Genomic DNA, 25436 nt, shown 5'->3' on the forward strand with positions numbered 1-25436 from the left:
GGCCTTTTTTGATCTTAGTGGCGATTATTCACTTTGATCAAGTTGCTTTCAATCCCTGCCTCCCATTTTCTACTCAACGACTATTTCAACACAATTGACAGCACCTTTGCCAAATATGCGTTGCTACTGACAATTTACTTACTAGACTTAATTAACCTATGTGCGACTTGATATGTGCACCTTGATGAACAGTGTTTTTTGGATGAGGAATGCCTTGAATAGTAGGGATATAAACATCAAACAATAGCGCTGTTTATTTATGGGTCACAACAAGAAAAAGAATAAGAGGGCACTCGAATAAGCCCTTTATTGAGCAGTGATTTTATAGGAAATGAGTTATGAAATATTTAAAGGAAACGGCTTTAGCGAGCCTTGTGTTGGCAGGGCTTGTTGGTTGTGGCGGAGACTCAGGAGCATCAAGCAGTACGACACCCATTACCTTGAGTGTGAGTGATGCGCCCGTCGATGATGTTAAAGATGTGACGGTGACATTCAGCAAAGTGGCTTTACTTCCTCAAGGGGGAGGTTCGCCACTGATTTATGATGTGTATAAAACGGACGAAAACGGCGACTACGTTGATGAAAATGGCGATCCATTATCTGATGGCGCAGATCCTATTCCGTTAAGTGTTAATTTATTGGATTACCAAGGCAGCGAGGCGCTTCCTTTGATTGAAAATGAGGTAGTTCCAGTAGGTAGCTATAAGTTGTGTGTGTTTGCGAATGATGGCGATCACCCAACAGATCCATCTTACGTGGTAGAAAATGATGATACGAATCGTGAGTTAACGGTGAAAGGTGAAGGCGCGTGCCCGCAAGGTGTGGGTAAAGAAGATAACGCTGGCGTGCTGTACTTCAACAACTCATTCGATGTGAACCAACAAAGTAACGATTTTGTTGTTGAGTTCGATCTTCGACGTGGCCTAAAGAACAGTTCAACTCTCCCTGATTACACCATTCAAAGAACGTCTGTAAGCCTTATCAATACGGTTGAAACAGGAAACATTGAAGGTACTGTAGCGACAACAACTTTTGAAGCTTGTAACCCTACAAATGATAATACCTTCGTTCAATCGGTTTATTTGTATGAAGGTGACATCGCTAAAGCTGACATGGCACCAATTGGTGGTACAGCGGAGAAAAAACCGATTACTTCAGCTTCAGTGGCAATGAATGAAGCACAGACTAACTATGAGTTTTCCCTTGGTTTCATCGACCCAGGTACTTACTCATTAGGTTATACCTGTACTGCGCAACACGACAGTGATGAAGACAATGCTGATCCGGTTGCTGATGGTTTTGAAATCTATGATGTTCAAAATAGTGTTCAGGTAGTGGTTGGTCAGGATAACCAAGTATCGTTTTAAATCTTTGACGTGATTTAGCATTCGAATAAATACGGCCTCTTATTTGGAGGCCGTTTTTGATCATGTCACCTAATTAGCATGAATTTGATGCGCATTGAGTGTGACTCTAGGGAAGTGATAATGTAACGTTGTATCTCTTACTCTAACTTAGCGAAATGTACTCCGGCGTTGCTCATGAAATCTAGCTTAAGTATTCGATCTTACACCAAGCAATTTAATACCCATGCTCATGATGATCATCATCAACTGGTATTGCCGATCCAAGGCAGTATCAATATCGAGATGGTGGGGTATGTCGGCAAAGTGGCCGTGGGCGAATGTGTCGTAATTCCGGTAACCACCGCGCATGCGTTTAAGGCGGATGAAGCAGCGCGGTTTATTGTCGCAGATATGGCAGAGTTGCCGCAGCACTTGTTAGAACATGAGCTCTCGGTTTTCACGATAACGCCACCTTTGATGAGCTTCTTGCTGTTTGTTGAGAAGCAGCTGGAATATCAGGTCGATAGTGGTATTGAATCATCAGTTTTGGATGTGTTTTCATTGCTGTTAGAGCAACAACAAGTCAGCAAGAGCATCGACCCTCGTATTCGTGCGGTACAAAGGCTGATCGCGGATAATTACGCCCAACCTCTCTCTATATCTCAACTTGCAGAAACGGCCTGTTTGAGTCCCACTCAATTCAAAAAACGCTTCAAAGAATGCCTGGGTATCAGTGCGCTTAAATACATCACTCGATATCGTATGGAGAAAGCTCAAGCCTTGTTAACCCACACAGATTTACCTGTTCAATTGATCGCTGAAAATGTGGGATATAGTGATGTTTCTGCTTTCAGTCGCCGCTTCTCTCAGCACTTTGGGATGTCTCCAAGGGCGTTTCTAGGCTCAATGAAAGACAGTCTTTAGAAACAACAATAGCGTCCTTTCGGCAAACTAACTTATATCAATCTTCACTATTATCTATTTCAGAAATGAAAATTGGGTAATAGAAATGAATCTTGCCATCAATCGCGTTAACGAATTCCAAACGGGCACTTTGGCCATCTTGTTTGCTTCAATTTTATGGGGCACGACAGGCACCGCCGCAAGTTTTGCACCTGATCTAAGCCCATTAGCGATTGGTGCTTTCTCTATGGGCATCGGTGGCCTAATGCAAGCGGGATTGGCGTATCGAAAAATCCTATTCGCTTTCGACAAGCTTTTGCAGAACAAGAAGTTGTTGGCAGTGAGTGCTTTGGCTTTGGCGGTCTATCCCTTAGCTTTCTATTCTTCAATGAAATTATCAGGTGTGGCGATTGGTACAGTGGTTTCGATTGCGACCGCCCCTTTCTTTTCGGCACTATTAGAGTGTCTGATTAGCAAAAAGAATAATATCAACAAACGTTGGCTCACTAGCTTTGCGATTGGTGTGGTGGGTATTGGGTTGTTGGTGTTTTCAGAATCTTCATCGACGAATGAATCCGGTGATGATCTCAAGCTGTTCGGTATTGCTTTAGGTTTGCTCGCTGGGTTGTGTTACGCCATTTATTCTTGGGCGACCAAAGCACTGATCGACAAAGGGATTAAGTCACAAGCGGCGATGGGCAGTATTTTTGGCCTGGGTGCGATGCTGTTGCTGCCAACGCTCTGGTTTACTGGTGATAACCTGTTTTCCTCGCAGATTAACGTATTGGTCATCAGTTATCTGACGTTAATTCCACAATGCTTGGGCTATATCGCGTTCAGTTTTGGTTTACGCCATGTGACCGCGAGTAGCGCCAATCTGCTGACTCTGTTTGAACCAGTAGTCGCAGCGGTGCTTGCCGTCTGCGTTGTCGGTGAGCTGATTCCTTTTATAGGTTGGTTAGGTATGTTTCTGATTGTGCTGTGCTTGTTGATACAGTCGAAGCCATCTAAAGGAACGTTATAAGTATTTGTTTTGTTGAGCCTAATTGAAATTTATTCATGAGTAATTCTTATAATTGAATAAAATCAGTATCTCAGTTGTGAGAGTGCTGTTACTATCGCTATCAATAGTCGGGGGGCATATACCTTATTTGGTGTTTGCTGAGATCGTTAATCGAGACCCGTTGAACCTGATTCAGTTAACACTGGCGTAGGGAACTATAAGCACTCGATCTACGTCTGCACCCATGAAAATTTTCATGAGCCTAATGCGACTTCTCCTTCGATCAGTGTTCGTTCTCCTACGTCTTGTAAGATAGTAGGAGCGACAATGACACACAGTTCTATTTCAAAAGATTTAACGCCCAAAGCCTCAGTTTCACAGCACTCTGCTGATGGTTCGATTCGAACGAACACTCCGATTGTATTGACGATCGCAGGCTCAGACAGCGGCGGCGGTGCAGGGATCCAAGCTGATATTAAAGCCATGTCTGCTACCGGTAGTTTTGCTTGTTCGGTAATTACCGCTATCACATCTCAGAACACTCAAGGCGTGTCAGCCATTTTCCCTATTCCACTCGACCATGTAGCTAGTCAGTTAGATGCAGTGTTTACTGATCTCAATATCGTGGCAGTAAAAGTCGGCATGTTGGCCGATTCGCAAATCATCAAAGTCGTTGCAGACAAAATTAAGCAGTACCAACCTAAACACTTAGTGATTGACCCTGTGATGGTCGCGACCAGTGGTGATCTGCTGTTAGAAAACTCGGCTATCACCACGCTAAAACAAGAGCTGATTCCGCTGGCAGACATCATTACTCCTAACTTGCCAGAAGGAGCGGCGCTAACAGGCAAGCCGGTACCTGAAAGCGAAGCTGAAATGCAGGGCATGATTGAAGACTTACGCGCACTGGGCGCGAAAGCCGTTCTTCTCAAAGGCGGCCACTTAGAGAAGGATGAGAACAGTAACGACTTACTGATTCTGCCAACCACCTCTGCTTTGATTAGTGCGAAGCGTTTTCCTACTAAAAATACCCACGGCACGGGTTGTACGCTCTCTTCTGCGATTGCTTCTTTCTTAGCGCAAGGCAACACGCTTTCAGAGGCTGTCGACCTAGGCAAACAATACATTTCTCGCGCGATTGCTCACGCTGATGAGCTGCAAGTTGGCCAAGGTCATGGGCCTGTAAATCACTTCTTTGCTGGACACGGTAATGTCCGTTAATACAGTTGGTGTTCAACTCAGCAATGCCTCCTTGCGTTATAACGACAGTGAGCACGCGACCTTATCTGGGTTGTCGCTTAGCTTAAACGCAGGTAAGTGGACGGTATTGCTAGGTCGAAGTGGCTGCGGAAAAACCACGGTATTGCGTTATCTGGCAGGCTTACTGGACGATAAGGTGGAGTGGCAGGGCACTTTGGCAACGTCTGATGAATTGCCTCTAACGGATCGCATCGCATACATGGCACAGCAAGACTTGTTACTGCCATGGTTGTCGGTTATCGACAATGTTTGCCTAAGTCATCGTTTTCAAAATTCAGCTTCTGATAAAGCACTGCAAACCAATCAAGCACTAGAGTTGTTAGCTGCGGTTGGTTTGGCTGATCACGCGTCTACTCTGCCGGATCAATTGTCTGGTGGCATGCGTCAGCGTGTTGCTTTGGCTCGAACCTTAATGCAAGACAAGCCAGTGGTGCTGATGGACGAACCGTTCTCTGCGCTGGATGCGGTAACAAGACACAAACTGCAAAGTTTAGCGTGTGAACTGCTAAAAGGTAAAACCGTTGTGTTGATCACCCATGATCCACAAGAAGCGGTGCGTTTGGCGGACAACTTGTATGTGTTGCAAGGCACACCTGCGAATGCTCAGTCTTTGTCTGTGCCTAACACGGCGACACCACGAGTGCTAGATGGTGAATGTGCTGAGCTACAACAAGCGATCTTAGATCAGTTGGAGCGTGATTATGAATGATCTAACACGAAGCGAAGTTGTGGCTCGTTCAGCTAACGTACAGACTGCCACTACACCTCCTCGTCAGATGAATCCCGTTATGCGTTTGCTTATCAGCAGCGCCGTGATTCTCGGTTTATGGCAACTGGTGGTGGTTATCTTCGAGATGCCAAGCTTCATTCTGCCAGCTCCCGCAGAAGTCTTCATCAAGCTAATTGAACGTTACGATGTGCTACTCAAACACACTTGGGTGACTGCGCAGGAGATCTTACTTGGGCTGTTACTCGGTTTATCCATGGGGCTGTTTTTCGCCCTGCAGATGTTGATGTTTGAACCATTGAAACGCTGGTTGTTGCCTATCTTGATTGCCAGCCAAGCGATTCCTGTATTTGCGATCGCGCCAGTACTGATGCTGTGGCTTGGCTATGGCATCGCTTCAAAAGTCGTGATGGCTGCAATCATAATCTTCTTCCCTGTAACGACCTGTTGCTACGACGGCCTGCGAAATACTCCGACAGGCTACCTCGATCTTGCCAAGACCATGGGGGCATCGAAATGGCAACTGCTCCGCCATATCCAACTGCCTGCGGCGCTGCCAACACTGGCGTCTGGCATTCGTGTGGCTGTGGTGATTGCTCCAATTGGCGCGGTTGTTGGCGAGTGGGTGGGTTCGAGTGAAGGGTTAGGTTATTTAATGCTACAGGCCAACGCGCGCATGATCATCGATGAGATGTTTGCGGCCTTATTCATCTTGGCGGTGCTTTCGATATCGCTCTATTTTGTCACAGACAAATTACTCAAAAAAGCTATCCCTTGGGAGAACCAGTGATGGTTAGCTCAATAACTCTTTGTTTAATAAAGCTTCGCTCAAGGCTATTTATCTAAACAAACCTCGTTAAAAATTAGATCGACAAACACAATAATAATATTCAAAAGGAAAGGTTAACTGTGAAAAATACAAAATTGATAGGTGCAGTGGCACTGCTTGCTTCATTGGTTTCAGGTCATGCATTGGCGGATTCTGAACAAAAGAAACTGACATTGATGTTGGATTGGTTTGTGAACCCGAACCACGGCCCAATTGTGATTGCTCAAGAGCGTGGCTACTTTGCTGACCAAGGCTTAGAGGTTGAAATCCAAGAACCAGCTGACCCAAGCACGCCAGCAAAATTGGTTGCGGCAGGTAAGGTCGATTTAGCGGTAACTTACCAACCAAGTTTAACCATGGATGTAGCGGCAGGTTTGCCTCTCGTTCGTGCATCTACTCTTATCGCAACGCCACTGAATACGTTGATGGTTTTGGATAATGGCAAGAACGATTCACTAGCGGATCTGAAAGGCAAAAAGATCGGTATTGCGATTGCGGGTAACGAAGAAGCGACCATCGGCACCATGCTAGCTCAAGAAAATGTTGCGTTTACAGACGTGCAAACCATCAATGTCGGCTGGGCACTTTCATCTTCATTGGCATCAGGGAAGGTAGACGCAATCTGGGGTGGCTTACGTAACTTCGAAACTAACCAGTTAGCACTTGAAGGCTTTAAAGCGAAAGCATTCTTCCCAGAAGAGCACGGCGTACCCGCTTACGACGAGCTGATCTTTGTGGCGAACGCAAAGAAACACGACGACGAAGCAATCAAAGCGTTCAACAAAGCACTTGAGCAAGCAACCACTTACATTGTGAACCACCCACAAGAGTCATGGAGTGAGTTTGTGGCGTATTCACCAGATACGTTGAATAACGAGCTTAACCAACGCGCATGGAACGACACACTGACTCGTTTTGCACTTCGCCCTTCTGCTGTTGACCTAAAGCGTTACGACGATTACGCACAATTCATGTTCGACAAAGGCATTATCAAATCACTACCAAAAGCCGCTGATTACGTACCGACTTTTGACTAAGGAATCTCATGAAATACCAAGACTTAATCCAAGCCTGTCAGCAAGATTGGCAAGACTACACCGAGCACGCTTTTGTTAAAACGCTGGCAAACGGCACTCTCGCCCAGCCGTGTTTTCTGCATTATTTGAAGCAAGATTTTCTGTTCTTAAAACAGTATGCCCGCGCTTATGCATTGGCAATTTACAAGGCTAAAACCTTGGCTGATATGCGTCGTGCACTGCCAAGTGTTCATGCTCTATTAGATTCTGAAATTTCACACCACGTGACTTACTGTGGTCAGTGGGGTTTAACTGAATCTGACTTGGAAAACGAACCTGAAGATTTCGGCACAGTTGCTTACACGCGCTACGTTCTAGATGCGGGTATGACAGGTGATCTTGTCGACTTATATGCGGCACTGGCTCCGTGTTCCATTGGTTACGCTGTGATTGGTAAAGCGCTGTTAGAAAGCAGTGAAACCGTTTTGGAAGGCAACCCATACGCAAGCTGGCTGCAACTGTACGGTGGAGAAGAGTTCCAGTCTGGCGTGGCAACGGGCGCGGAATACTTCAATCAACTGATTGCTGAAATCGATATCAACAGCGAGCGCGGCCAGAACATCGTTCATATCTTTAAAACCGCAACGCGTATGGAAGTGGCTTTTTGGCAGCAAGGTCTGAATGCACTTAATGACTCAACCGCGGCTTAAAGCGATTTTTACGAATAAGGATTTACCCATGCTAACTGAACAAATCATCCAATCGCTGCGCGCAGTACGAGAGCAAAAACCGCTGGTTGTGAATATCACCAACTACGTCGTGATGAACAATACGGCCAATGCTTTATTGGCGATTAGCGCTTCTCCTATCATGGCGCACTCACAGCAAGAATTGGCTGAGATGATGTCTTTCTCTGGCGCGCTGGTGATTAACATCGGTACGCTCGACAGTGTGTGGACGCCAAGAATGCGCTTCGCCGTTGAACAAGCGAATGCAAACTGCAAGGTTGTGGTTCTTGATCCTGTAGGTTGTGGCGCAAGTACGCTGCGTACCGAGACTTCTCGTGAAATTGCACGCTTAGCCGATAAATTGATCATTCGTGGTAACGCGTCTGAGATTATCGCGTTAGCGGGTGAGCAAGCACAGAGCAAAGGCGTTGATGCGCTAGATAGCAGTGATGCTGCATTAGGCGCAGCGCAATGCTTAGTGGCTGAATACGGTGCGAATGTGATTATTTCTGGTGAGACAGATTACGTTGTCACCAAAGACAGTGTTGTGATGTTAAACAATGGTCATCCAATGATGCCGTATGTGACGGGCATGGGTTGTACGCTAACAGCGCTGACGGGTGCTTTCGCGGCTGTCGGTGATGACAGTGGTTTGGCGGCAGCTGCAGTATTGGGTGTGGTTGGTGAAATCGCAGCCGAGAACTCACGCGGCCCAGGTAGCTTGCAAATGAACTTACTTGATGAGTTATATCAATTGGATGAAGATACGTTGATCCAACGTTTGAAAATTCAGTAGATTCAATCTAGATCTGCATTCGTAGCTTATGAAAAAGCCCTCAACACATATGTGTTGAGGGCTTTTCTATTATTGCTTCAAAACCGTATTAACTCGTCGTCGTATTAGCTATCTCGTTATATGAGCAATTGGTTTAGTTAGGTTCTAAATCGATTCACTTGGCTTTCTAAGTGATGAGCAACTTCGGTTAAGTCGCTCGCTGCACCTGAAATGCTGCTGACAGATTCTTGGTTGCTCTGCGCGATGGTATTGGCACCTTGCGCATTTTCACCCAGCGACTTAGTCAAGCAATCCTGTTCATCAACCGATACTGCGATCTGGCTGTTGGCCTGATTCAAATCTTGGATGTGTTGGTTAATCACATGCAAATTCTGAGAGGCTTGTTGTGCCTGAGTTGAAGCATCTGAAACCGTGCTGTGGCTCTCTTTGATCGACTCTAACGCATCTTTAGCGCCACGTTGTAACGAGGTGATGAGTTCATCAATTTGGCTAGCAGAATCTTGAGTACGCTTAGCTAGAGTTCTTACTTCATCGGCTACGACTGCAAATCCACGACCTTGTTCACCCGCACGAGCGGCTTCGATAGCTGCATTCAATGCCAATAGGTTGGTTTGTTCAGAGACGCCTTTAATCACTTCAAGAATGGCACCAATGTTCATCGACTCTTTGTGCAGGTCGGTCACTTTCTGGCTGCTGACCTGCATGCTTTCATCGGCGCTGCCAATCTCATGCAGTGTCTTGTCTACTTCTTTAAGTCCCATCGCCACATTCTCGGTTGCTTGGTTTGCAACTTGAGACGCGTGGTTAGCACTTGCAGCAATTTCTGATGTGCTCGAAGCCAATTGATCAACGGCAGAGGAGATATTGATCATCTCATTGTTCAACTGTGTCGCGTTGGTGGAGCTATTATTGGTCACTTGATTCAGCGACTCCGACATCTCACCAATACGCACGCTAGAGCGGTTCACTTGACCAACAATATCGCGCAGAGACTCGATGGTGATCTCCATGTTGGTCAGCAGCTCGCCAATCTCATTTTTGCTCTCGATGTTCACTTCAACATTCAGGTTGCCTTGAGAAAGCTCATTGGTGATCTGTTTAACCTGTGCGATGCCCTTGGTAATAGAACGAGTCACCAACACAGCGCTCGTCATGCCAATCACCAAAGCCACACCCGTTAGCAAGAAGATGATTTGAATCGAACGTTTTTCACTGGCTTGCAGTTCAGGCGTCAATGCTTGTTTCTGTTGCTCTAGAATGCTTTGAGCATCCGCGACTGCAATCGCTAAACTGTCACCAATAGAGGCGAGGGTTGCGGTTCTTTGGGTGTTCTCAATCATTTGTTGATGAACTTGTTCAAAGCCTTTTGCATACGCTTCGCGCTGGTTAGAGAAGTCTTCAATCAGTTCACTTTGATAAGGCGATGATTTGAGAGATTCAATGTCGCCTTCAATACCTGGTAGCGCGTATTCAAAGATATCTTTACCCGCTTCATAGGTTTTTAGGTCGTTGTTGTTTGAATAACTGAGTACGGTGATCTTGGCTGCGAGAAAGTTCTCCATCAACATACCTGCGTATAAGCTCGCGTTTGGATCGTTGTTGTTGTACGACTCATACAACAAGCTCTGAGCGGCTTTGAGGGCGTTGGTTTCTCGTTTGACCATCTCGACATTCACCAATTGGTCGATGAGTAGCTGGCTCTGTTTCATTGAGCCATAAGCCGTGTCAAATGCCGCCACGCTGTCTTGCACTAATTGCAGGCTAGCTAGGCTATCGGTTTTGGTGGTGGTTTGGATTAAGTTGTTCAGCAGTTCATCAATCGCGAGTTTGCTTGATTGATAATTCGTTTCGTATTGCTCATCCAATGACTCTAAGTAACGTTCAGAGGCTAAGCGCATCTGAAGAAAATGCACTTGAATGTTGCCTGACAGTGTCGCTTTCTGACTGAGCTCACTGTACTGGCTAAAGCCGTTCGACAAGGTTTGGATACCTTTGTAACTCACAAAGCCTGAAATGACGAAAAAGAGTAAGCAGATGGCATAACCCAGCTTGATCTTAAACGCTATAGAAAGGTGGCGCATAACTATCCCTATATTTACCTGATTCCTTCATAGCGAAGTATTCCATAAAACAGCGTTCTGGACAGGCTTAAGTGAATAGTTTGTGTAATAAGTAACGCTTTAGTTAAAAATCTCAGGATTTTTGGCATGCTTTCAACGAGTTGTATATTCAATGGCACGCGCTTAATTGAGCTAATTTAGTATTAACTTCCATGCACATGATGCGATTTGTCGGTAAAATGGTAGCAACTCTATTTAGACTCCGACTCCAAAGGCACGATATGAACCCTTATAAGCTCTACTTAGTAACGGATGACCAACAAGATTTAGAAACACTTAAGTTCGTGGTTGAACAAGCGGTCGCTGGTGGTGTCACTATGGTTCAAGTGAGAGAGAAACATGGGGATGTGAGAGCTTTCATTGAACGAGCACAAGCTGTTAAGTCGATTTTGGCAGGTTCTAATGTGCCGTTGATTATTAATGACCGAGTGGACGTTGCGTTGGCTGTGGATGCTGACGGCTTGCATTTAGGTCAATCAGATATGCCTGCTGAGTTAGCCCGTCAGTTGATTGGCCCAGACAAGATTCTTGGTCTGTCTATCGAAACTGAACAACAGCTTCAAGAAGCCGATAGTCTGCCTATTGATTACATTGGCCTCAGTGCACTTTTTGCCACACCGACTAAGACAAACCTTAAGAAACATTGGGGTTATGACGGCATTAAAATGGCGTTGGAGACAACGAAGTTACCGATTGTCGGTATTGGTGGAATTAACGAGTCGAACATCCCGCAGTTAGTTGAGAGCGGTATTCATGGGTTAGCACTGGTATCTGCGATATGTCACGCTGAAGATCCAAAAAAAGCGACGCAGGATTTGTTGTCTCTAATGGGAGAGTGAAGTCTTTTAGACTAGAAAATAAATGATTTTAACTGTTTGTTTTTTAGCTAAAACATAAGCACAGAGATGTGCTTATGTTTATCGCTTGAGCTTTTAAGGCAAACTATTAAGCACGCTATGCTGTGTGTGAGGCATAACGTTTTTATTGAGCCTGAAAGCGTCTATTGAATGCACAGTTTGATCTACTGAGCACACAGAGCAACAGTACCGATGATCATAACAACGATCGCGGCATACCAGCCGTATTGTGCGGTCTTATCAGCAACAAACACCTTAATGTAGTTGAGTTCTTCATGCGCCATTGCAATGAAGTCTGTGTAGTTTATCGATAACTCGCGGCTCGCTTCTTTCAAGTCTTGCTGAAGTTTGTTGAAAGCCTCATCGATGAAGCCTTTTGTTTCTGAAACAGACGGAGTAGCAACCAAAGTTAAGCTATTCCAAACTGCCATACGCGATTCATATTCGCTTTCACTGACACAATTAAGTACGCGTAAATCATACTCTCGTTTGTTACGCTCTTTGCCCATTTTCTCAGGGCAAATATTTCTTAAAACGTTCACGACAAATTTTCCAAAAGGTTCATTTAGATATAAAAAAGCACTCGAAGAGGGCTCATAAACTGGGTGCGAATCAATATTCAAAAGTGATCTATTTGAAGCTTTCACAAGTGGTTACAGGGCAGGGGCACTTATGTGGGAGATTTGAAGTTGGGTCAGTGGTGTTAAAGAGCGATTTGGTTTTGTCGATATCAGTTTGATAAGACAAACCCTTTGGGATCGCATACTAGTTATGTCACTTTGGGATATCAACTAGGGTGTTTTATCCACACGACAAAGAAAATTATCGGCACGAAAAGCGGAAATGAGGTAGTGCTGGAGAAAACACCACCGTCATTGGTTTAGGATTCCGTTGCTGAAATAGGCTGAACTCAAGGATTGGGGAAGATTAGTTGGCTTGCCATTGATTGTTCTCTAATGAGTGGCCCTTTAGTTTTTCAAGTAAACTTGTTAACACTGGCCCATTGATATGGCTGCGAGACACTAAGCAACCCACTGGAGTAATCCAACCACCATGCTCGTGTGCCACTGGCAGTGCAACGAGATCGCCTTTCCGAATTCCTTCCATCACCATCATTTCAGGCACATTTGCCCATCCTACGTTCTGTTCAACGAGATCGATGATCGTTTTGTGGTTGTTGGCATACCAAAGCATGGAGCTGATGCCATAGGTGAACCACAATTCGTGCTGCTTCGAACTACGATGCACACATTGGCGGTAGCGCTTTAGGTCTGAGTCTTGAACGACGGGCATTTGGCTCAGCTCGTGCGTGGCAGAGCTGACAGTAAGAAAGCGCGCTTGGCCAAGTAGGAAAAAGTCCATATCCACCTTAAGCTCACCATCCGCATAGATGATGCCAATCTGTGCTTTTCCGCGCCTTACTAAGTCTTCAACATCGAAGGTAGATGTCGTAATAATATCGAAGTGTGTGATTGGAAACTGATCGGCTAGTGAGCTGATTATCTTAATGAAATTCTTATCTATGATGCTCTCATCAATGGCAATGATCAGTTCGTGTTCATCTTCTTGCGTCAGCGATTCTACTTTTTGGTCGAAGTACTTTTGTTGGTCGAGAATCGACTTGGCAACAGGCAATAAGGCTTTGCCTGTGTTGGTCAAAACGGGGATGTTTTTCTCGCGGTTAAACAGCTCTTGGTCGATGGCTATTTCGAGATTGGCGATCGATTGGCTGACGCCGGATTGAGCGCGTTTCAGCTTGCGTGCAGCAGCAGAAAAAGAGCCACTTTCACACACGGTGACGAAGACTTTTAATTGCTCAAAACTGTACATTCTATCTCTCGCTCAATACCAAAGGGGGGGATAACTCCTAGGCTATCACTGTTCGTGATGGCTGTTAACTTTCTCTTATTATTTTCGATGACATAATTCGAGCTAACCCAACATAGACTAGATTATTTAGAGGAATGTATGAGTACATCAGAAAGAGTGTTCCACTCGGTGTTATTCGAAGTTTTGGCCGTAACACTTTCAATTATGGGCTTGGCGATATTTACCGATCACGATGTGAATGCCTTATCAGGAACCATGATAGTCGTTGCCACTATCGCGATGATTTGGAACTACTGTTTCAATCGCATTTTTGACCGTTATTTCACGGGTGAAAAATCAAAGCGTTCGCTCAAGTTACGTGTTTTTCATGTCGTGTTATTTGAGGCAGGCTTGCTGGTGGCGACGATCCCTGTGATGGCGTACTTGCTCAACGTCGGGTTATGGCAGGCATTTTTGATGGACATCGGCGTGACCATTTTTATTACCATTTACGCGTTTGTGTTTAATCTGATTTACGACCATGTGCGAGCATTTTGGGTACGAAAAGGCGATTTAGTGGCTCAGTAAACTACCAAGTCAGTAAATGTAATTTGAGCGACTAACCGTTTGTTTATTCGTTATTTTGACGGGTATATTCGGTTAGTAACTCTAGGTAACGCGGCGTTTGTTCTGCTATCTTAAAGAAGGTGATAATTTGAGTTCGTGAACGAATAGATAAGAGGAAAGGATGCCAAATACCCCTCAGGCAATGACGGTTGTTGATAAGAAAGAAGTCGAATTGTTCGCGGAACTGTTCAAACATATTGATGGTGAAATCTACACCTTACTACGCAGTGCCCAAATCCCTAACGATATTCTCATCAGTAATGACCATTACGATTATCTCCCTGAGACCACTATTAAAAACGTGGTCAAGATTATGGGGGAATCTGCGTCGAGAGAAGAGTTTTCGCTGTTTATGTGGAGTTTTTGCAAGCAAACCTATGTGCCAAGGTTTGTGGCTAAGCTAAGCCAGCAGGGTTCATTAAAAATCGCGCTAGACCAATTTGGTGAGCAGCTTAAGCTAGTATCCAATGGTGCGAATGTCTATACCAAGCAATCCGGAGGCAAGTGGTGGTTGGTTCGTGAGAAGCCATTTACTAACGCACCTTGGTTTAAGTTCGCTGAACTGTTCTCTGTTATTTTCATTAACGAGCTACTTTCAGTATTAACGCAAGGTCGTTGGAAGCCGTCTGAGGTCGGAATTCAGAATGGTGATCTCGAATGTTTTCAATCTCTACCACAAATGGGCAGTGCTCAGTTTTATACGCATAGACCGGTCACTGCCTTTGAGATCCCTGAAGACATCATGCTTGCACCGATTGTTTTACCCAAAATTGCTCAAGTATCAGACCTCACTAAGCCTTTACCTAGCTCATTCCTGAGCGCTTTTAAGCTTGTTATTAAACCTTATCTCACGATGGGGAAACTCCCAATTAGCTTAGCATCTGAGATTCTGAATATTCATGTTAGAACGATCCAGCGTCGGTTGGAAAGTGAAGGGGTGGTCTACAAAACCTTGATTGAAGAGATGGTTCTTGAGCAGGTTTTGGAATTGCTTAAGCATTCAGATCTATCGATCACGCAAGTAGGCGCGAAAATGGGCTATTCCGATTCTTCCCACTTTACCCGAGCCTTTAAACGACAGATGAACATGACGCCAAGACAGTACCGAAAAGAGCACAGCTAACGTCGGTAAGCAACAGTACAAAGCTATCAGTAAGAGATCCGGCAATAACAGTTCCGCCACGAAACTCTAGCCAATAAGTAATAACTCCAGCCATTAAGCCGAAACCGGAGCCTGAACGCAGATTTATTTATTGTCACCAAATGGCCATTTGTGAACCTTGAACACTGGCAGTATCACTACTAAGTTATTGAATGTTGATGAGTTGTTTTTGCCTCGATTTTTCTCGGAATTTTGATTAGATTTTTGTGATTATCGCGGCTAATAAAAACACCTTTGAAACCTCATAACACTCATTAGTAGTTACGGAATCGTTATGGGAAGTGGATTCCACTCATTTATGGATAACAAGGTGTAAAAATGAAAAATACTGGCTTAAAGCTCTCTGTTGTGGCTCTTTCGTGCGCGTTTGCTCTTTCTGCAAATGCGGCGTCAACGTTGTTTACTAACGTCGACATATTCAATGGTACAGAAGATAAACTGTACGAAGATCATCACGTATTGGTTGAAGATAATCTGATCAAGCAAATCTCCGCAACGCCAATTGAAGCAGGTGAAGCTGATGTGATTGATGGTCAGGGTAAAACCTTAATGCCGGGTCTGATCGATGGCCATGCTCATATCATGATTAATTATAATTTTGGTGATATCGAATCTAATAAAGACCTGACTGACATTTCAATTCATGCGACTCAAGTTGCTAAACGCTTCTTAGATGATGGTTTTACTACTGTCCGCGATATGGGCGGTCCAGCCTTTGGTCTAACTCGTGAAATTGAGGCGGGTAACGTTGTCGGCCCGCGTATTTACCCTTCTGGTACATTTATTTCTCAAACCTCAGGTCATGGTGATTTCCGAGACCGAAGTGACTCAGGTTTTTCTCCAAATTCTGTGGGTGACATTTCTAACTTTGAACGTATGGGGATTGGTGCAGTTGCCGATGGCGTTCCTGAAGTATTGAAAGCAACACGATTGAACCTACGAAATGGCGCGACTCAAATCAAGATCATGGCTGGTGGCGGTGGTTCATCTCGATTTGACCCAATAGATACCACTCAATACTCGATCGATGAGACATGTGCGATTGTTGAAGCTGCTAAAGATTGGAATACCTATGTCGCGGCACACACTTTTAACGATCGATCGGTAAATCGCCTATTGGATTGTGGCGTTAAAACCTTTGAACATGGGTTCTTTATCAATGATGACACGATGAAGAGAATTGCCAAAGAGGGCGGATATATTGTTCCACAAATGTGGGGATTATCACCAGACCTAGCAAAAAATCCGCTGATGCCTGCTGAGAAATTGCCAATGGTGGCCCAACTTCAAGAAGAATACGGTGATTACGGTAAACGACTGTTAGAGAACAATGTGAAGGTCGTTTTCGCCTCTGACTATGTCGGAGCAGATTCCGATGCCGAGCGAGCTCGTCGTTACGAAATTTATTGGCGCACACAAGCTTTCGGCAGCAACTTTGAAGTGTTGAAACAAATGACTTCAACGGCTGGTGAAATGTTGGCGATGTCAGGCCCTAGAGGCACCACACAAGGGAAATTAGGCGTTATTGAAAATGGAGCGGTTGCAGACATCTTATTGATTGAGGGTAACCCATTGGAAGATATGGCAGTGATAGGCGCGACTCCGGAATGGTTTGACGCTGATCCTGAATACAAGACTATCGATACTATCAAATTGGTAATGAAAGATGGCGTTGTATACCGCAACGAAATGTAATTTACGATTCGATTTTTAATCATTTGGTAGAGGAGCTTTTCCTCTACCTACTTCCTTTTTGTTGTGTTTGGTTGGAGTAGATTTTGATGGTTGATTTAAAATCAATAGGCTCATTTTTTATGTTCTGTTGTTTGTCATTTTCATCATTGGCTAGTGAAATAAAAGTGACGTACTGGGATGAGTTAGTTCCGAGTATGGAGTTAATGGAGGATCCATTTCAAAAGTTAGATAGAAATCAGATGTTTGACATGGCGACTATTGCTCGCTTTAAAGAGGCTCAGGCTGAAGACGGTTTTGTGGCAAGTGATAAAGCGAGACAAGAAATCGTCGAAGTTACTGAAAGATTAAAAAAGCAAGATATAGATGTAGAAGCATTGTTCGTTGCTCGTGCTCAGATCATGAAGCAACGCGAAGCGTTAGGCTCGAAACCCAATACAGAGGTAGTAGGTAGTAAACATCGTATTCCTGGTTACATCACGCCGATTGAAATGGATGGAACTAAGGTGACTAAGTTCTTTTTAGTGCCTTCTGCTGGAGCGTGTATTCATACACCACCGCCTCCAGCGAACCAGCTTGTATTGATTGATTTTCCTGAGGGCATTGAATTGGTCAGCTTAATGACACCAGTCTGGGTTGAAGGGCAGTTAACGGGTCATCAATCGAAAGAAAATGTGAATTACTCTGACGGCGCAGCCAATGTGCAGTCGGTGTATGCGATGAAAGCGGAAGGTATAGAACAGTATCAACCTTAGCTAGTGCATTTAGTTGAATCCAATCTCTTGTTGGAAGTATCTAAATAACTCAGTGTCATCAAATGACAATTTTCAATGTGAGTAATGAATAAAATAAAACTAACTTAAAAAGCACTGGTGACATGATGAACTCAAGATTCTCTAAAGTAAGTATGGCTATTGTTATGGCGGCTAGCCCAATGAGCGGCGTTGTTTACGGCGCTAACTTTGAAGGCCCAGATTCTGTTGAAAATACAATTGCAGAGCAGAAAGCACAAAAGAAATCTTGGAGGGAGTCATTAGCTGAAGATGGTTTTACATTTGGTGCAGATTACTTTGCTTTGGGGCTGACCTCTGGGGATGGGGTTGGCGGCGATAGCGTTGATGCATCGTCGGGTGTGGCACGATTATACGGTTCATGGCATCTATTAGGAAACGGCACACAGAACTCAGGTAGCTTAGTTTGGAAGGTGGAACATAGGCATGCCTATGGTGATACTCCGCCAAAAGACTATTCATTCGGCCCGCTTGGCTATGTCGGTGCAATTGGTCCGGCATACAGCGACCAAGGGTTTCGTGTTACGGACTTAAACTGGAAGCAAAAAATCAATGATGGCAAAGGCACCATTGTCGTCGGTTGGCAGGATGTAACGAACTATGCGGATGTTTACGCTTTAGCAAGCCCGTGGTCTGGCTTTACTAACTTGGCATTCTCGACAGGCTCAGGTGCGATGGGCTTACCGGATGACGGTGTATTGGCCCTTTCTGCCGGTCATATGCTAGGCGAAAACTTTTATGTGGTCGGTGGTATCGCTGATGCAAATGGTCAGTCAGATGATATTTTTGATGGCTTTGATAGCGATTTTGGTAGTGATGCGTCTTACTTTACAACACTTGAATTAGGTTGGACGGCTTCACAAGACCTGATTTATACAGACAACTTCCATGTGACGTTCTGGGATTTTGGTGACGATACTCGCCACAGTAATAGCCTTGCAACTGAAGGTGGCTCAGGTGTCAATTTCTCATGGAGTCAGTTTATCACGCCTCAAGTTATGCCGTTTGTGCGAGGTGGTTTCTCAGAAGGTGATGTTGCCCTTTACGATAAATCTATCTCGGTTGGTATGGGATATTTCGGGTTAGGAAAACCGACGAACAACCTTGGTGTAGCGTTAAACTGGGCGGAGGTGAATGGCGATTCTTTTGCAGCTGATGCGAAGGTGATAAGTGGCAGTACAGAGCAGTGGACGGCTGAAATTTACTACAACATGCAACTCAACGATTTCATCCAAGTGACACCTGATATTCAATACATTAAAGATCCAGCTTTCTCCAATGAAAGTAGCGCTTGGGTGTTTGGTATTAGAGCGAGAGTCTTTATCTAACTTCTCTGTTTGTTAATCGCTGAAACGTAAAGAATAGATGTAAAAAGTGAGCCTGTTTGGCTCACTTTTTTTGTCTTAGGTCTGTATCAAAAGCGGCTATGCTTTTTCGGCTTTGGGCGTGTCATCGAGTGCGAAGTAGATTTTTGAAACAATAATCTCTGCGACCAAAATCGTGAATACCACAGCGAAGAATGCCACCACACCATTCCATGGGCCTGTGAAGTCTACCTTGTCGCCAAACAAGATATTGATGGCTTCCAACATCACAAACTTAGAGCCCACCAAAATCACGTAACTGGATAAACCGCGATAAATCTTAGGCGCTGTACCCGGTTTAGATTTGAAGTAATCTGCGAGCTTATGTTCTAAGCCAATAGACAGTTTGAGCAGGAGTTGTAGCAGAATCGCAGCTGCAAATGAGATGGTGAAAGACTCGATATTGACGAAGTCCCAGTATTCATCAAAAAAATTAAGAACCGTTAAATCGACGAGTACCGCAAGCGTGTATCCGACAAAGAGTCGTTGGGGCGTATTAAATCCATATACTTTTTCTATATTGCTCATCTACTTCTTCCTGAGTAAAGGGTTATAAAAAACTTAGGAGATAATCCTATAATTTTCAAGCGCTTATTGTTTTATATGCGAAATAGGTCTTAAAGTCAGTTTGGCGCATTATGGTAAGTAAGCGTTTTAAGAATGATTCATGATAAGACTTCAATTTAGACAGAGGCGCATATGATTATTCATTTTAGAATCCAAGACGTAGAAGAACTTTGGGGAGCCATCGATTTAGCAACGCTCTTGCAGCTGGAACTGAGAGCAGTATCAACCACACCGTTAACTCTCTGATTGAATTAGTTAAGTTACCAATTACACTTGAAGCATAAGTTTGAATGGAGTCAACTTAATGCTTTCACCCCTATCGCACTATCCCCGTTCTATTATTCTGCTCTTAATGGGCCTCAGTTCTTCCTCGGCCTATGCATCCAATGAATTGATTCAGAACCGCTTAGAGAAGATATTTTCTGTGTCAATTGCGCTGACTGACAGCGATGCCATTTCAATTGGCTTTGTGGATTTTGATCCTAATTCGTTTATCAATTTAAACGACAGTGGTTTTGGATCCGATAAAACCATCGATACTCGAAGCCAAGTGAGTGTGGGCTCCATCCCTTACTCTTCCGTGATTAAAACGGATGACCCTGACTTCGACCTTATTTGGTCTGTGCGAGGGTCTTATGCGCTTTCTGAACAGGATATTGAGATCTCATCAGATGTGACTCCTGACCGTCGTGTTAACCCAAATGAAGACTCGGTATTGGGCCTGTATGGCTTTTTCGGAGGGCAAAACCATTTAAACCAGCATTGGTCTATCGCCTATGGGTTAGGCACTCACTTGCTCTATTACCGCAATAAATACGAATACAACAACAGCTACTCTCAAGCATTTCAATCTCAGCTAGATGGCTACGCATTGAATACATCAGCATGGGCGCTTGTTGCTGAACCTTCAGTCAAACTTCAATACTTGCAACCAAAGGAGTGGGGCAGTTGGAATGTGTCTTCCAGAGTTCGTTACTTTTATGGAACAGGCTGGGGCGAAGCGAACGATGGCGATATCGGTAACCCAGAAGGGATGCGATTCATTAATGAACTAGAGTTTAGGCAAAATGTAGCGCTCGATGCCTGGTCGCTTAATAACCCTCAAATCCACTATAACTTAACAAGAATCGATGTCGCGGGTGATTTGACTGCTCCTTTAGATACGCACTATTACTATGAGTTCGGGGCAGGATTAGTATTTGATGTGCCTTACGACTCTTACTTTTTTGACAACTTCGGGATTGGAATTAACTTCAATTATGGCAGCTCACTCAGTGGTGGTAGCTTGCTATTCTTACTCAATAATTAGCATAAGTTATTGATCTTAATGGTACTCATATAATTTGAATTTGTATGTGTCGTAAAATGGTAAATATCTTAGTGAAAACTTAGCCATCATAGTCATTCGCCCATCACTAGAGCAGACTATGAATAAGTTAAGTTTTGACCGAAAAATGCCGCTATACGTGGTGTCTACACTTGCCCTTAATATGGCAGTTAGCTTGTGGTTATTGAGTATGGCTTCTTCGGCAGTCATGGCTTTTTCTGTGTGCGCGTTGTTTTTGCTCAGCACCCTCATTACTGCACGCCTATATCGACATGAAATGGCTCAAAGCAAGAATAGCTTGTCTGAAGCGATCATTGATGGCGTCGCTGGTTTTATCATCCTCGATAGTCAATTGAGGGTAATACAAGTTAATCAACAGTTCTCTAGAGTTTCAGGCTATGCCTTTAATCAAGTCGAGTCTCGCCCGATTTCTGATCTCTGTTTTATGAATAACAGCAGTTTAATATCGACCATTACTCGCTCACTCAAGGAAAACCAGAGATGGAAGGGGGAGTTGAGTGGAGTCAGTCGACTTGGCGAACATTTTACTGTGAATGTGGTTGTCGAAAAGTTAGCTGAAATACTGTCGCACAATAATAAATATGTGGTGACCTTTACGGATATTAGTCGACGCAAAGTATTAGAACGTCGATTAAGAATGTTGGTGGACACAGATTCTCTCACAGGGTGCTGGAACCGCCGCCGTTTTGATAAAGATCTCAACCATTATTCAAACTTAGCGGAGCGTTATGGTTATACACACTCTTGTTTGGCGTTGATCGATTTAGATCATTTCAAGGCCATCAATGATAATCATGGTCATGATCAAGGTGATTCAGCGCTGAAAGAGGTCGCTGAACTGTTGAGAAATAACAGTCGAGACACCGACATCGTCGCGCGAGTAGGCGGCGAGGAGTTCGCTATCTTGATGCCCGAAACTAATTTAGCAGAAGCGTTTGAGGCGATGTATCGATTGAAAGAAGTGATTGCCAAAGGAACAACACTGAACCTGACTGTGAGCAGTGGTGTGTCTGAAATACAGGCACAAGCCGAAGCGACCTATCGCAGTGCGGATAAGGCGCTTTATCGCGCTAAAGGTAATGGGCGAAATAGAGTGTGTAGCTCTAGTTCTAGCTCAGGCTCGGGCAGTGCAGCGCCCATTGTCCTTGGTTAGGCGTGTGTTGCAATTAACTAATCGGTGAGAGCGGTATCTAAGCCGAAATCGAGCGTTGATAGATCTTGGGTGTTAACCCTGAAACGCGCTTAAACGCACGAGAAAAATGCGAGATGTTGGTGTAACCGAGCTGGCTAGAAATGTAGGTCAGCGTGTGGCCTTCTTCCATCAGTTCGCAAGCTACCGAAAACATCAGGTTTTCTTTGATCTTTCGATAAGTGGTGTTTTCGTTCTTGAGTTTGCGTTGGAACGTTCGCACCGAAAAGTTGAGTAGCTCAGCGGCTTCTTCAAGAGAGAGATCTTGTTCTTTCATGTACGGCTTTAGAAGCTCATAAACGCTATCGGTAAAGCTGGTGTGCCACTCAATCAGCGTCGGTTTAGCACTGAGTTCTTTAGAGGTTAGGCGAATTGGGAGTTGTAAGATTTCTTCAGGAATAAGCACAGCCGTCGACGACTGATCAACAAACAATTGGCAGCTACTTGGCACCAGTGTTTTAACGACATCGATGTCATGTCCTTGCAGACGCACCTTATTAGGTAACCATGGCGATTGGCATAAAGTGGTTATTAATTCAATGATATATGTAATCGCAAAAGCTTCGCCCCATTGAAACATAGGGGAGTTGTCTTCCGGGGCAGTACGGCAAAACCAGCTCTGACCGTGTTCTTGAATAAACTCGACTTTGCTGCCTGGGGAGTCATAGGCAAAGATTGAATTGATCTGTTTTAGAGCATCACCAATGGTTTCGAATTCGGTAAATTGATGCAAGACGTTTGGGATGATTCGACGTCGAAATGCGAGTCCAAGAATATCGGTGAACCGAGATACGCCGAGTTGTGCTGATGTCAGATAAATCAAACGCTTAATGGATTCCGATGGCACAAAATCACTTTCTGATTCGATAAGGTCGGGTGGTAAACCGGAATCTTTGAGCAACAGATGTAAATCAAGACCATAGTCAGAAAAAACCTGAACCAAAATTTTAGCGTAGTTCGTTTGAATTACCGGGACTTGGTAGTGACTAGAGGTCATTGGAATACAATCCTGTATATATTGTTGCATTATTAGACGTGCATATCATTTGCAACGTTTTGTTTACTAAATCTAACCCTATTTACTTGAGTTTTCCATCGCTGGGTTTATTTTTAAAGTATTAATTTTGTTGATCTTAGTTATCTAGAAGGGAGTCCCATGTCAGAAGCCAAAGGGAATAAGCAAGAAGCCAATGAAGAAGTTGGCCAGCAAGAAAATGGAAAAGACAAAGTAAGAAAGGTCACAAACTACCTATTGTTGTTTGTTGCATTCATGTTGATCTTCAGTGTCATTTCAGACCGCATCATCCCTATTACTGATAATGCTCGTGTAAAAGGTTATATCGTTCCAATCAAGCCAGAGGTGTCGGGTAAAGTACTCGATATACTGGTTCAACCTAACCAACTGGTTAATCAAGGCGACAAGTTAGCCATTTTAGATGAGTCTGATTACAAAATTGCAGTACAACAAGCCGAGCAAAATTTAGAGATTGCAGGCCAAAATGTCGGTGCTCAAACCGCGAGCATTGCTTCAGCTCAAGCGAAACTTACTTCAGCGATTGTTGAAAGACAAAACACCAAGCTGCAAGCCAAGCGGGTTTTAGAGATGGCCGATAAAGGTGTGGTTTCTAAATCAGATGCAGATAAAGCGCGAGCAGCATTAGCGACCTCTCGGGCGGCTGTTGTGAATGCAGAGGCTGATCTTGAAGGTGCGAAGCAACAAATGGGTAAAGAGGGACAAGAAAACAGTCAAGTGAAAGCGGCGTTGCTGGCACTTGAACAAGCTCAATTGAACCTAGAGCGCACCGTGATTACCGCGCCGACACAAGGTGGTGTTTCTAACTTTAGCCTGTCTGAAGGGTTTTATGCATCGGCAGGGCAAGCAATCATGACCTTTGTTTCAACCGAAGATATTTGGATTGAAGCTTATTATCGAGAGAACAGCCTAGGTAATGTAACGGTCGGTGATGAAGTTGAAGTGGCGTTAGATTTCGCACCGGGCAAAGTGGTAAAAGGGCGCGTAAGTAGTATCGATTGGGGTGTTGATTGGGGGCAAAATGATCAAGCAGGTAAGCTTGCGCAAGCTAGCCAACAAACGGGTTGGTTGCGTCAAACACAGATGCTTCCTATCACTATTGAATTTGAACGAGATGAGATGCAAGGCATGCTTCGAGTGGGTGGCCAAGCGGATGTGATTGTTTATAGCGGCGACAACTTTGTGTTCAACGCGATAGGCAAAGTTTGGATTCGTCTGATTAGCGTATTGTCTTATGTCCGATAAGCCGATTCTTGACCAGCAAACACAGCAACGGATCCTGCGGTATACGGTTGGGGTCACGTTGGCTGTTTTCTTGGCGGCATGGATAAACTGGCCACTTGCGTTTGTGGCGCCAGTGTTCACTGCTAAGTTCCTAATTGATAAAACAAATCTCCATAAGGAAACGGTCTACGAATTGCTCTTGGCAGTTGTGGTGACTATGGGGTTAGGTTTATTGCTGTCGCGAGGAATTACCCATTACCCAATCCCATTGCTGATTTTAGTGGGGCTGATGATGTTGTGGGGTTATTACTTATTCGTTGACCCTAAATGGAATCTGTTTGCGACCATTTTATTGATTGCCGTGTTGATGCTGCCTTTCATGGCTATCTCAAATCCTGGGATGTCCGTGCTGTTGGCATCAGGTTTGGCGACTTCTGGTGTTGTTTCTGTGATGATTTTTGCTCTGGTGCATATCTTTTTTCCAGAGCCCAAATCGGAGTTTTCAGGTTTCGCAGCAGCGCCGCTAGAAAAGAAACAACGTTGGTATGCTGCTTTTAGAGCGATGATCATCTCTTACCCTGTGGTGTGCTTTTTCTTTATCTTTCAGATATCTGAAGCACTGCTTACCATGATGTTTATCGCTTTGCTGTCGTTAATGATTACCTCAGAAAAATCCGTAAAACTGAGCGCTTTTCTGGTGATCAGTAATGGTATTGGAGGCTTGCTAGCGATTGCTGCTTTTTCAATCCTTTCTATTGTTCCCAATATTGTCTTCTATTCTTTATTTATAGGCCTTATCGCCATTCTTATCGCGACAAAAATTTATACCGTTCCAGAAAAAGCGCCGATTTTCGCCACTGCATTTAGTACGTTGTTAGTACTTGTCGGTAGCACTTTGATGAGCTCAGGCGACATCGATAGCAACACTCTTATACGCATATTCCAATTAGTGTTAATTGGCATATATATGATTTTGGCTTCTTTATTCCTAGAAACTCGGAATTGGAAGTTCCTACAAAATCAGCCTTAATTATGTCTTACAAGG

General features: G+C 44.3%; 24 protein-coding genes and 1 riboswitch. Of the genes, 19 read left to right on the forward strand and 5 right to left on the reverse strand.

Features of this window, described 5'->3' with window-relative positions; translation table 11 throughout:
• Positions 1 to 338: 338 nt before the first annotated feature.
• The 9 genes from L3V33_RS00885 (at position 339) to thiM (ending at position 8608) form a co-directional block, all read left to right on the forward strand.
• On the forward strand, positions 339 to 1367 hold the full coding sequence (locus tag L3V33_RS00885) for a DUF4382 domain-containing protein (RefSeq protein ID WP_237288740.1): 1029 nt from the start codon (positions 339 to 341) through the stop codon (positions 1365 to 1367).
• A gap of 174 nt (positions 1368 to 1541) precedes the next feature.
• Positions 1542 to 2270 carry an AraC family transcriptional regulator gene (locus tag L3V33_RS00890; RefSeq protein ID WP_102487094.1) on the forward strand — a complete coding sequence of 243 codons (729 nt, stop codon included), beginning with the start codon at positions 1542 to 1544 and terminating at the stop codon, positions 2268 to 2270.
• A gap of 85 nt (positions 2271 to 2355) precedes the next feature.
• Positions 2356 to 3273 (forward strand): EamA family transporter, encoded by a 918-nt coding sequence (locus L3V33_RS00895; protein WP_237288741.1) that lies wholly within the window; start codon positions 2356 to 2358, stop codon positions 3271 to 3273.
• A gap of 98 nt (positions 3274 to 3371) precedes the next feature.
• Positions 3372 to 3483: riboswitch (TPP riboswitch) on the forward strand.
• Between the two features lie 96 nt (positions 3484 to 3579).
• On the forward strand, positions 3580 to 4473 hold the full coding sequence (thiD, locus tag L3V33_RS00900) for a bifunctional hydroxymethylpyrimidine kinase/phosphomethylpyrimidine kinase (RefSeq protein ID WP_237288742.1): 894 nt from the start codon (positions 3580 to 3582) through the stop codon (positions 4471 to 4473).
• Positions 4463 to 5221, forward strand: a complete 759-nt coding sequence (locus L3V33_RS00905; RefSeq protein ID WP_237288743.1) for an ABC transporter ATP-binding protein — start codon at positions 4463 to 4465, stop codon at positions 5219 to 5221. The genes thiD and L3V33_RS00905 overlap by 11 nt, the downstream gene beginning before the upstream one ends.
• A 67-nt stretch (positions 5222 to 5288) precedes the next feature.
• The gene (locus L3V33_RS00910; RefSeq protein WP_346730221.1) at positions 5289 to 6029 is read left to right on the forward strand and encodes an ABC transporter permease; all 741 of its coding nucleotides are present in this window, start codon (positions 5289 to 5291) and stop codon (positions 6027 to 6029) included.
• Between the two features lie 119 nt (positions 6030 to 6148).
• Positions 6149 to 7105, forward strand: coding sequence for an ABC transporter substrate-binding protein (locus tag L3V33_RS00915; RefSeq protein WP_237288745.1), 957 nt, complete (start codon positions 6149 to 6151; stop codon positions 7103 to 7105).
• Between the two features lie 8 nt (positions 7106 to 7113).
• The gene (gene tenA / locus L3V33_RS00920) at positions 7114 to 7794 is read left to right on the forward strand and encodes a thiaminase II (protein ID WP_237288746.1); all 681 of its coding nucleotides are present in this window, start codon (positions 7114 to 7116) and stop codon (positions 7792 to 7794) included.
• Positions 7795 to 7822: 28 nt separating this feature from the next.
• Positions 7823 to 8608 carry a hydroxyethylthiazole kinase gene (thiM, locus tag L3V33_RS00925; protein ID WP_237288747.1) on the forward strand — a complete coding sequence of 262 codons (786 nt, stop codon included), beginning with the start codon at positions 7823 to 7825 and terminating at the stop codon, positions 8606 to 8608.
• 137 nt (positions 8609 to 8745) lie between these two features.
• On the opposite strand, the gene L3V33_RS00930 is transcribed toward thiM, so the two are convergent.
• Positions 8746 to 10689 (reverse strand): methyl-accepting chemotaxis protein, encoded by a 1944-nt coding sequence (locus tag L3V33_RS00930; protein ID WP_237288748.1) that lies wholly within the window; start codon positions 10687 to 10689, stop codon positions 8746 to 8748.
• 260 nt (positions 10690 to 10949) lie between these two features.
• Between L3V33_RS00930 and thiE the strand changes: the two genes are divergently transcribed.
• On the forward strand, positions 10950 to 11567 hold the full coding sequence (gene thiE, locus L3V33_RS00935) for a thiamine phosphate synthase (RefSeq protein WP_237288749.1): 618 nt from the start codon (positions 10950 to 10952) through the stop codon (positions 11565 to 11567).
• A 182-nt stretch (positions 11568 to 11749) separates the two neighbouring features.
• Here the strand turns inward: thiE and L3V33_RS00940 are convergent, their stop codons facing one another.
• Both L3V33_RS00940 and L3V33_RS00945 read right to left on the reverse strand, forming a co-directional pair.
• Entirely contained in the window at positions 11750 to 12094 is a 345-nt protein-coding gene (locus L3V33_RS00940) for a thiamine-phosphate diphosphorylase (protein WP_171309345.1), read from the reverse strand.
• A 418-nt stretch (positions 12095 to 12512) separates the two neighbouring features.
• Positions 12513 to 13415, reverse strand: a complete 903-nt coding sequence (locus L3V33_RS00945) for a LysR family transcriptional regulator (RefSeq protein ID WP_237288750.1) — start codon at positions 13413 to 13415, stop codon at positions 12513 to 12515.
• Between the two features lie 138 nt (positions 13416 to 13553).
• Here L3V33_RS00945 and L3V33_RS00950 point away from each other — a divergent pair, with 138 nt between their 5' ends.
• The 5 genes from L3V33_RS00950 (at position 13554) to L3V33_RS00970 (ending at position 18994) form a co-directional block, all read left to right on the forward strand.
• Positions 13554 to 13982, forward strand: a complete 429-nt coding sequence (locus tag L3V33_RS00950; RefSeq protein ID WP_237288751.1) for a PACE efflux transporter — start codon at positions 13554 to 13556, stop codon at positions 13980 to 13982.
• 181 nt (positions 13983 to 14163) lie between these two features.
• On the forward strand, positions 14164 to 15144 hold the full coding sequence (locus tag L3V33_RS00955; RefSeq protein WP_346730222.1) for a helix-turn-helix transcriptional regulator: 981 nt from the start codon (positions 14164 to 14166) through the stop codon (positions 15142 to 15144).
• 357 nt (positions 15145 to 15501) lie between these two features.
• Positions 15502 to 16878, forward strand: coding sequence for an amidohydrolase family protein (locus tag L3V33_RS00960; RefSeq protein WP_237288753.1), 1377 nt, complete (start codon positions 15502 to 15504; stop codon positions 16876 to 16878).
• Positions 16879 to 16997: 119 nt separating this feature from the next.
• Positions 16998 to 17630, forward strand: a complete 633-nt coding sequence (locus L3V33_RS00965) for a DUF3299 domain-containing protein (RefSeq protein ID WP_267136096.1) — start codon at positions 16998 to 17000, stop codon at positions 17628 to 17630.
• Between the two features lie 164 nt (positions 17631 to 17794).
• A complete protein-coding gene (locus L3V33_RS00970) occupies positions 17795 to 18994 on the forward strand; it encodes a carbohydrate porin (protein ID WP_237290152.1) in 1200 nt (399 codons plus the stop codon).
• Between the two features lie 96 nt (positions 18995 to 19090).
• Here the strand turns inward: L3V33_RS00970 and L3V33_RS00975 are convergent, their stop codons facing one another.
• Complete coding sequence (locus L3V33_RS00975) at positions 19091 to 19558, reverse strand: hypothetical protein (RefSeq protein ID WP_004731619.1); 468 nt, start codon at positions 19556 to 19558, stop codon at positions 19091 to 19093.
• A gap of 343 nt (positions 19559 to 19901) precedes the next feature.
• Between L3V33_RS00975 and L3V33_RS00980 the strand changes: the two genes are divergently transcribed.
• Complete coding sequence (locus L3V33_RS00980; protein WP_054545669.1) at positions 19902 to 20906, forward strand: Solitary outer membrane autotransporter beta-barrel domain; 1005 nt, start codon at positions 19902 to 19904, stop codon at positions 20904 to 20906.
• 118 nt (positions 20907 to 21024) lie between these two features.
• On the forward strand, positions 21025 to 22098 hold the full coding sequence (locus L3V33_RS00985; protein ID WP_237288754.1) for a sensor domain-containing diguanylate cyclase: 1074 nt from the start codon (positions 21025 to 21027) through the stop codon (positions 22096 to 22098).
• Between the two features lie 37 nt (positions 22099 to 22135).
• Here L3V33_RS00985 and L3V33_RS00990 read toward each other — a convergent pair whose 3' ends face one another.
• Entirely contained in the window at positions 22136 to 23131 is a 996-nt protein-coding gene (locus L3V33_RS00990; protein ID WP_237288755.1) for an AraC family transcriptional regulator, read from the reverse strand.
• 159 nt (positions 23132 to 23290) lie between these two features.
• On the opposite strand from L3V33_RS00990, the gene L3V33_RS00995 reads away from it, so the two are divergent.
• Both L3V33_RS00995 and L3V33_RS01000 read left to right on the forward strand, forming a co-directional pair.
• Positions 23291 to 24412 (forward strand): HlyD family secretion protein, encoded by a 1122-nt coding sequence (locus tag L3V33_RS00995; protein WP_054545666.1) that lies wholly within the window; start codon positions 23291 to 23293, stop codon positions 24410 to 24412.
• Positions 24402 to 25421, forward strand: coding sequence for a DUF2955 domain-containing protein (locus L3V33_RS01000; protein WP_237288756.1), 1020 nt, complete (start codon positions 24402 to 24404; stop codon positions 25419 to 25421). The genes L3V33_RS00995 and L3V33_RS01000 overlap by 11 nt, the downstream gene beginning before the upstream one ends.
• Positions 25422 to 25436 lie beyond the last annotated feature (15 nt).

The sequence above is a fragment of the Vibrio sp. A2-1 genome (assembly GCF_021728355.1).
In the GTDB taxonomy this organism is placed as follows: Bacteria; Pseudomonadota; Gammaproteobacteria; order Enterobacterales; family Vibrionaceae; genus Vibrio; species Vibrio splendidus_K.

Coding starts and splice junctions, on each gene's coding strand:
- L3V33_RS00895 (WP_237288741.1), top strand. CDS start 2,356: ATGAATCTTGCCATCAATCGCGTTAACGAATTCCAAACGGGCACTTTG.
- L3V33_RS00980 (WP_054545669.1), top strand. CDS start 19,902: ATGCTTTCACCCCTATCGCACTATCCCCGTTCTATTATTCTGCTCTTA.
- L3V33_RS00965 (WP_267136096.1), top strand. CDS start 16,998: ATGTTCTGTTGTTTGTCATTTTCATCATTGGCTAGTGAAATAAAAGTG.
- L3V33_RS00985 (WP_237288754.1), top strand. CDS start 21,025: ATGAATAAGTTAAGTTTTGACCGAAAAATGCCGCTATACGTGGTGTCT.
- thiE (WP_237288749.1), top strand. CDS start 10,950: ATGAACCCTTATAAGCTCTACTTAGTAACGGATGACCAACAAGATTTA.
- thiM (WP_237288747.1), top strand. CDS start 7,823: ATGCTAACTGAACAAATCATCCAATCGCTGCGCGCAGTACGAGAGCAA.
- thiD (WP_237288742.1), top strand. CDS start 3,580: ATGACACACAGTTCTATTTCAAAAGATTTAACGCCCAAAGCCTCAGTT.
- L3V33_RS00955 (WP_346730222.1), top strand. CDS start 14,164: ATGACGGTTGTTGATAAGAAAGAAGTCGAATTGTTCGCGGAACTGTTC.
- tenA (WP_237288746.1), top strand. CDS start 7,114: ATGAAATACCAAGACTTAATCCAAGCCTGTCAGCAAGATTGGCAAGAC.
- L3V33_RS01000 (WP_237288756.1), top strand. CDS start 24,402: ATGTCCGATAAGCCGATTCTTGACCAGCAAACACAGCAACGGATCCTG.
- L3V33_RS00970 (WP_237290152.1), top strand. CDS start 17,795: ATGGCGGCTAGCCCAATGAGCGGCGTTGTTTACGGCGCTAACTTTGAA.
- L3V33_RS00910 (WP_346730221.1), top strand. CDS start 5,289: ATGAATCCCGTTATGCGTTTGCTTATCAGCAGCGCCGTGATTCTCGGT.
- L3V33_RS00885 (WP_237288740.1), top strand. CDS start 339: ATGAAATATTTAAAGGAAACGGCTTTAGCGAGCCTTGTGTTGGCAGGG.
- L3V33_RS00890 (WP_102487094.1), top strand. CDS start 1,542: ATGAAATCTAGCTTAAGTATTCGATCTTACACCAAGCAATTTAATACC.
- L3V33_RS00940 (WP_171309345.1), bottom strand. CDS start 12,094: ATGGGCAAAGAGCGTAACAAACGAGAGTATGATTTACGCGTACTTAAT.
- L3V33_RS00960 (WP_237288753.1), top strand. CDS start 15,502: ATGAAAAATACTGGCTTAAAGCTCTCTGTTGTGGCTCTTTCGTGCGCG.
- L3V33_RS00930 (WP_237288748.1), bottom strand. CDS start 10,689: ATGCGCCACCTTTCTATAGCGTTTAAGATCAAGCTGGGTTATGCCATC.
- L3V33_RS00950 (WP_237288751.1), top strand. CDS start 13,554: ATGAGTACATCAGAAAGAGTGTTCCACTCGGTGTTATTCGAAGTTTTG.
- L3V33_RS00905 (WP_237288743.1), top strand. CDS start 4,463: ATGTCCGTTAATACAGTTGGTGTTCAACTCAGCAATGCCTCCTTGCGT.
- L3V33_RS00975 (WP_004731619.1), bottom strand. CDS start 19,558: ATGAGCAATATAGAAAAAGTATATGGATTTAATACGCCCCAACGACTC.
- L3V33_RS00995 (WP_054545666.1), top strand. CDS start 23,291: ATGTCAGAAGCCAAAGGGAATAAGCAAGAAGCCAATGAAGAAGTTGGC.
- L3V33_RS00990 (WP_237288755.1), bottom strand. CDS start 23,131: ATGACCTCTAGTCACTACCAAGTCCCGGTAATTCAAACGAACTACGCT.
- L3V33_RS00945 (WP_237288750.1), bottom strand. CDS start 13,415: ATGTACAGTTTTGAGCAATTAAAAGTCTTCGTCACCGTGTGTGAAAGT.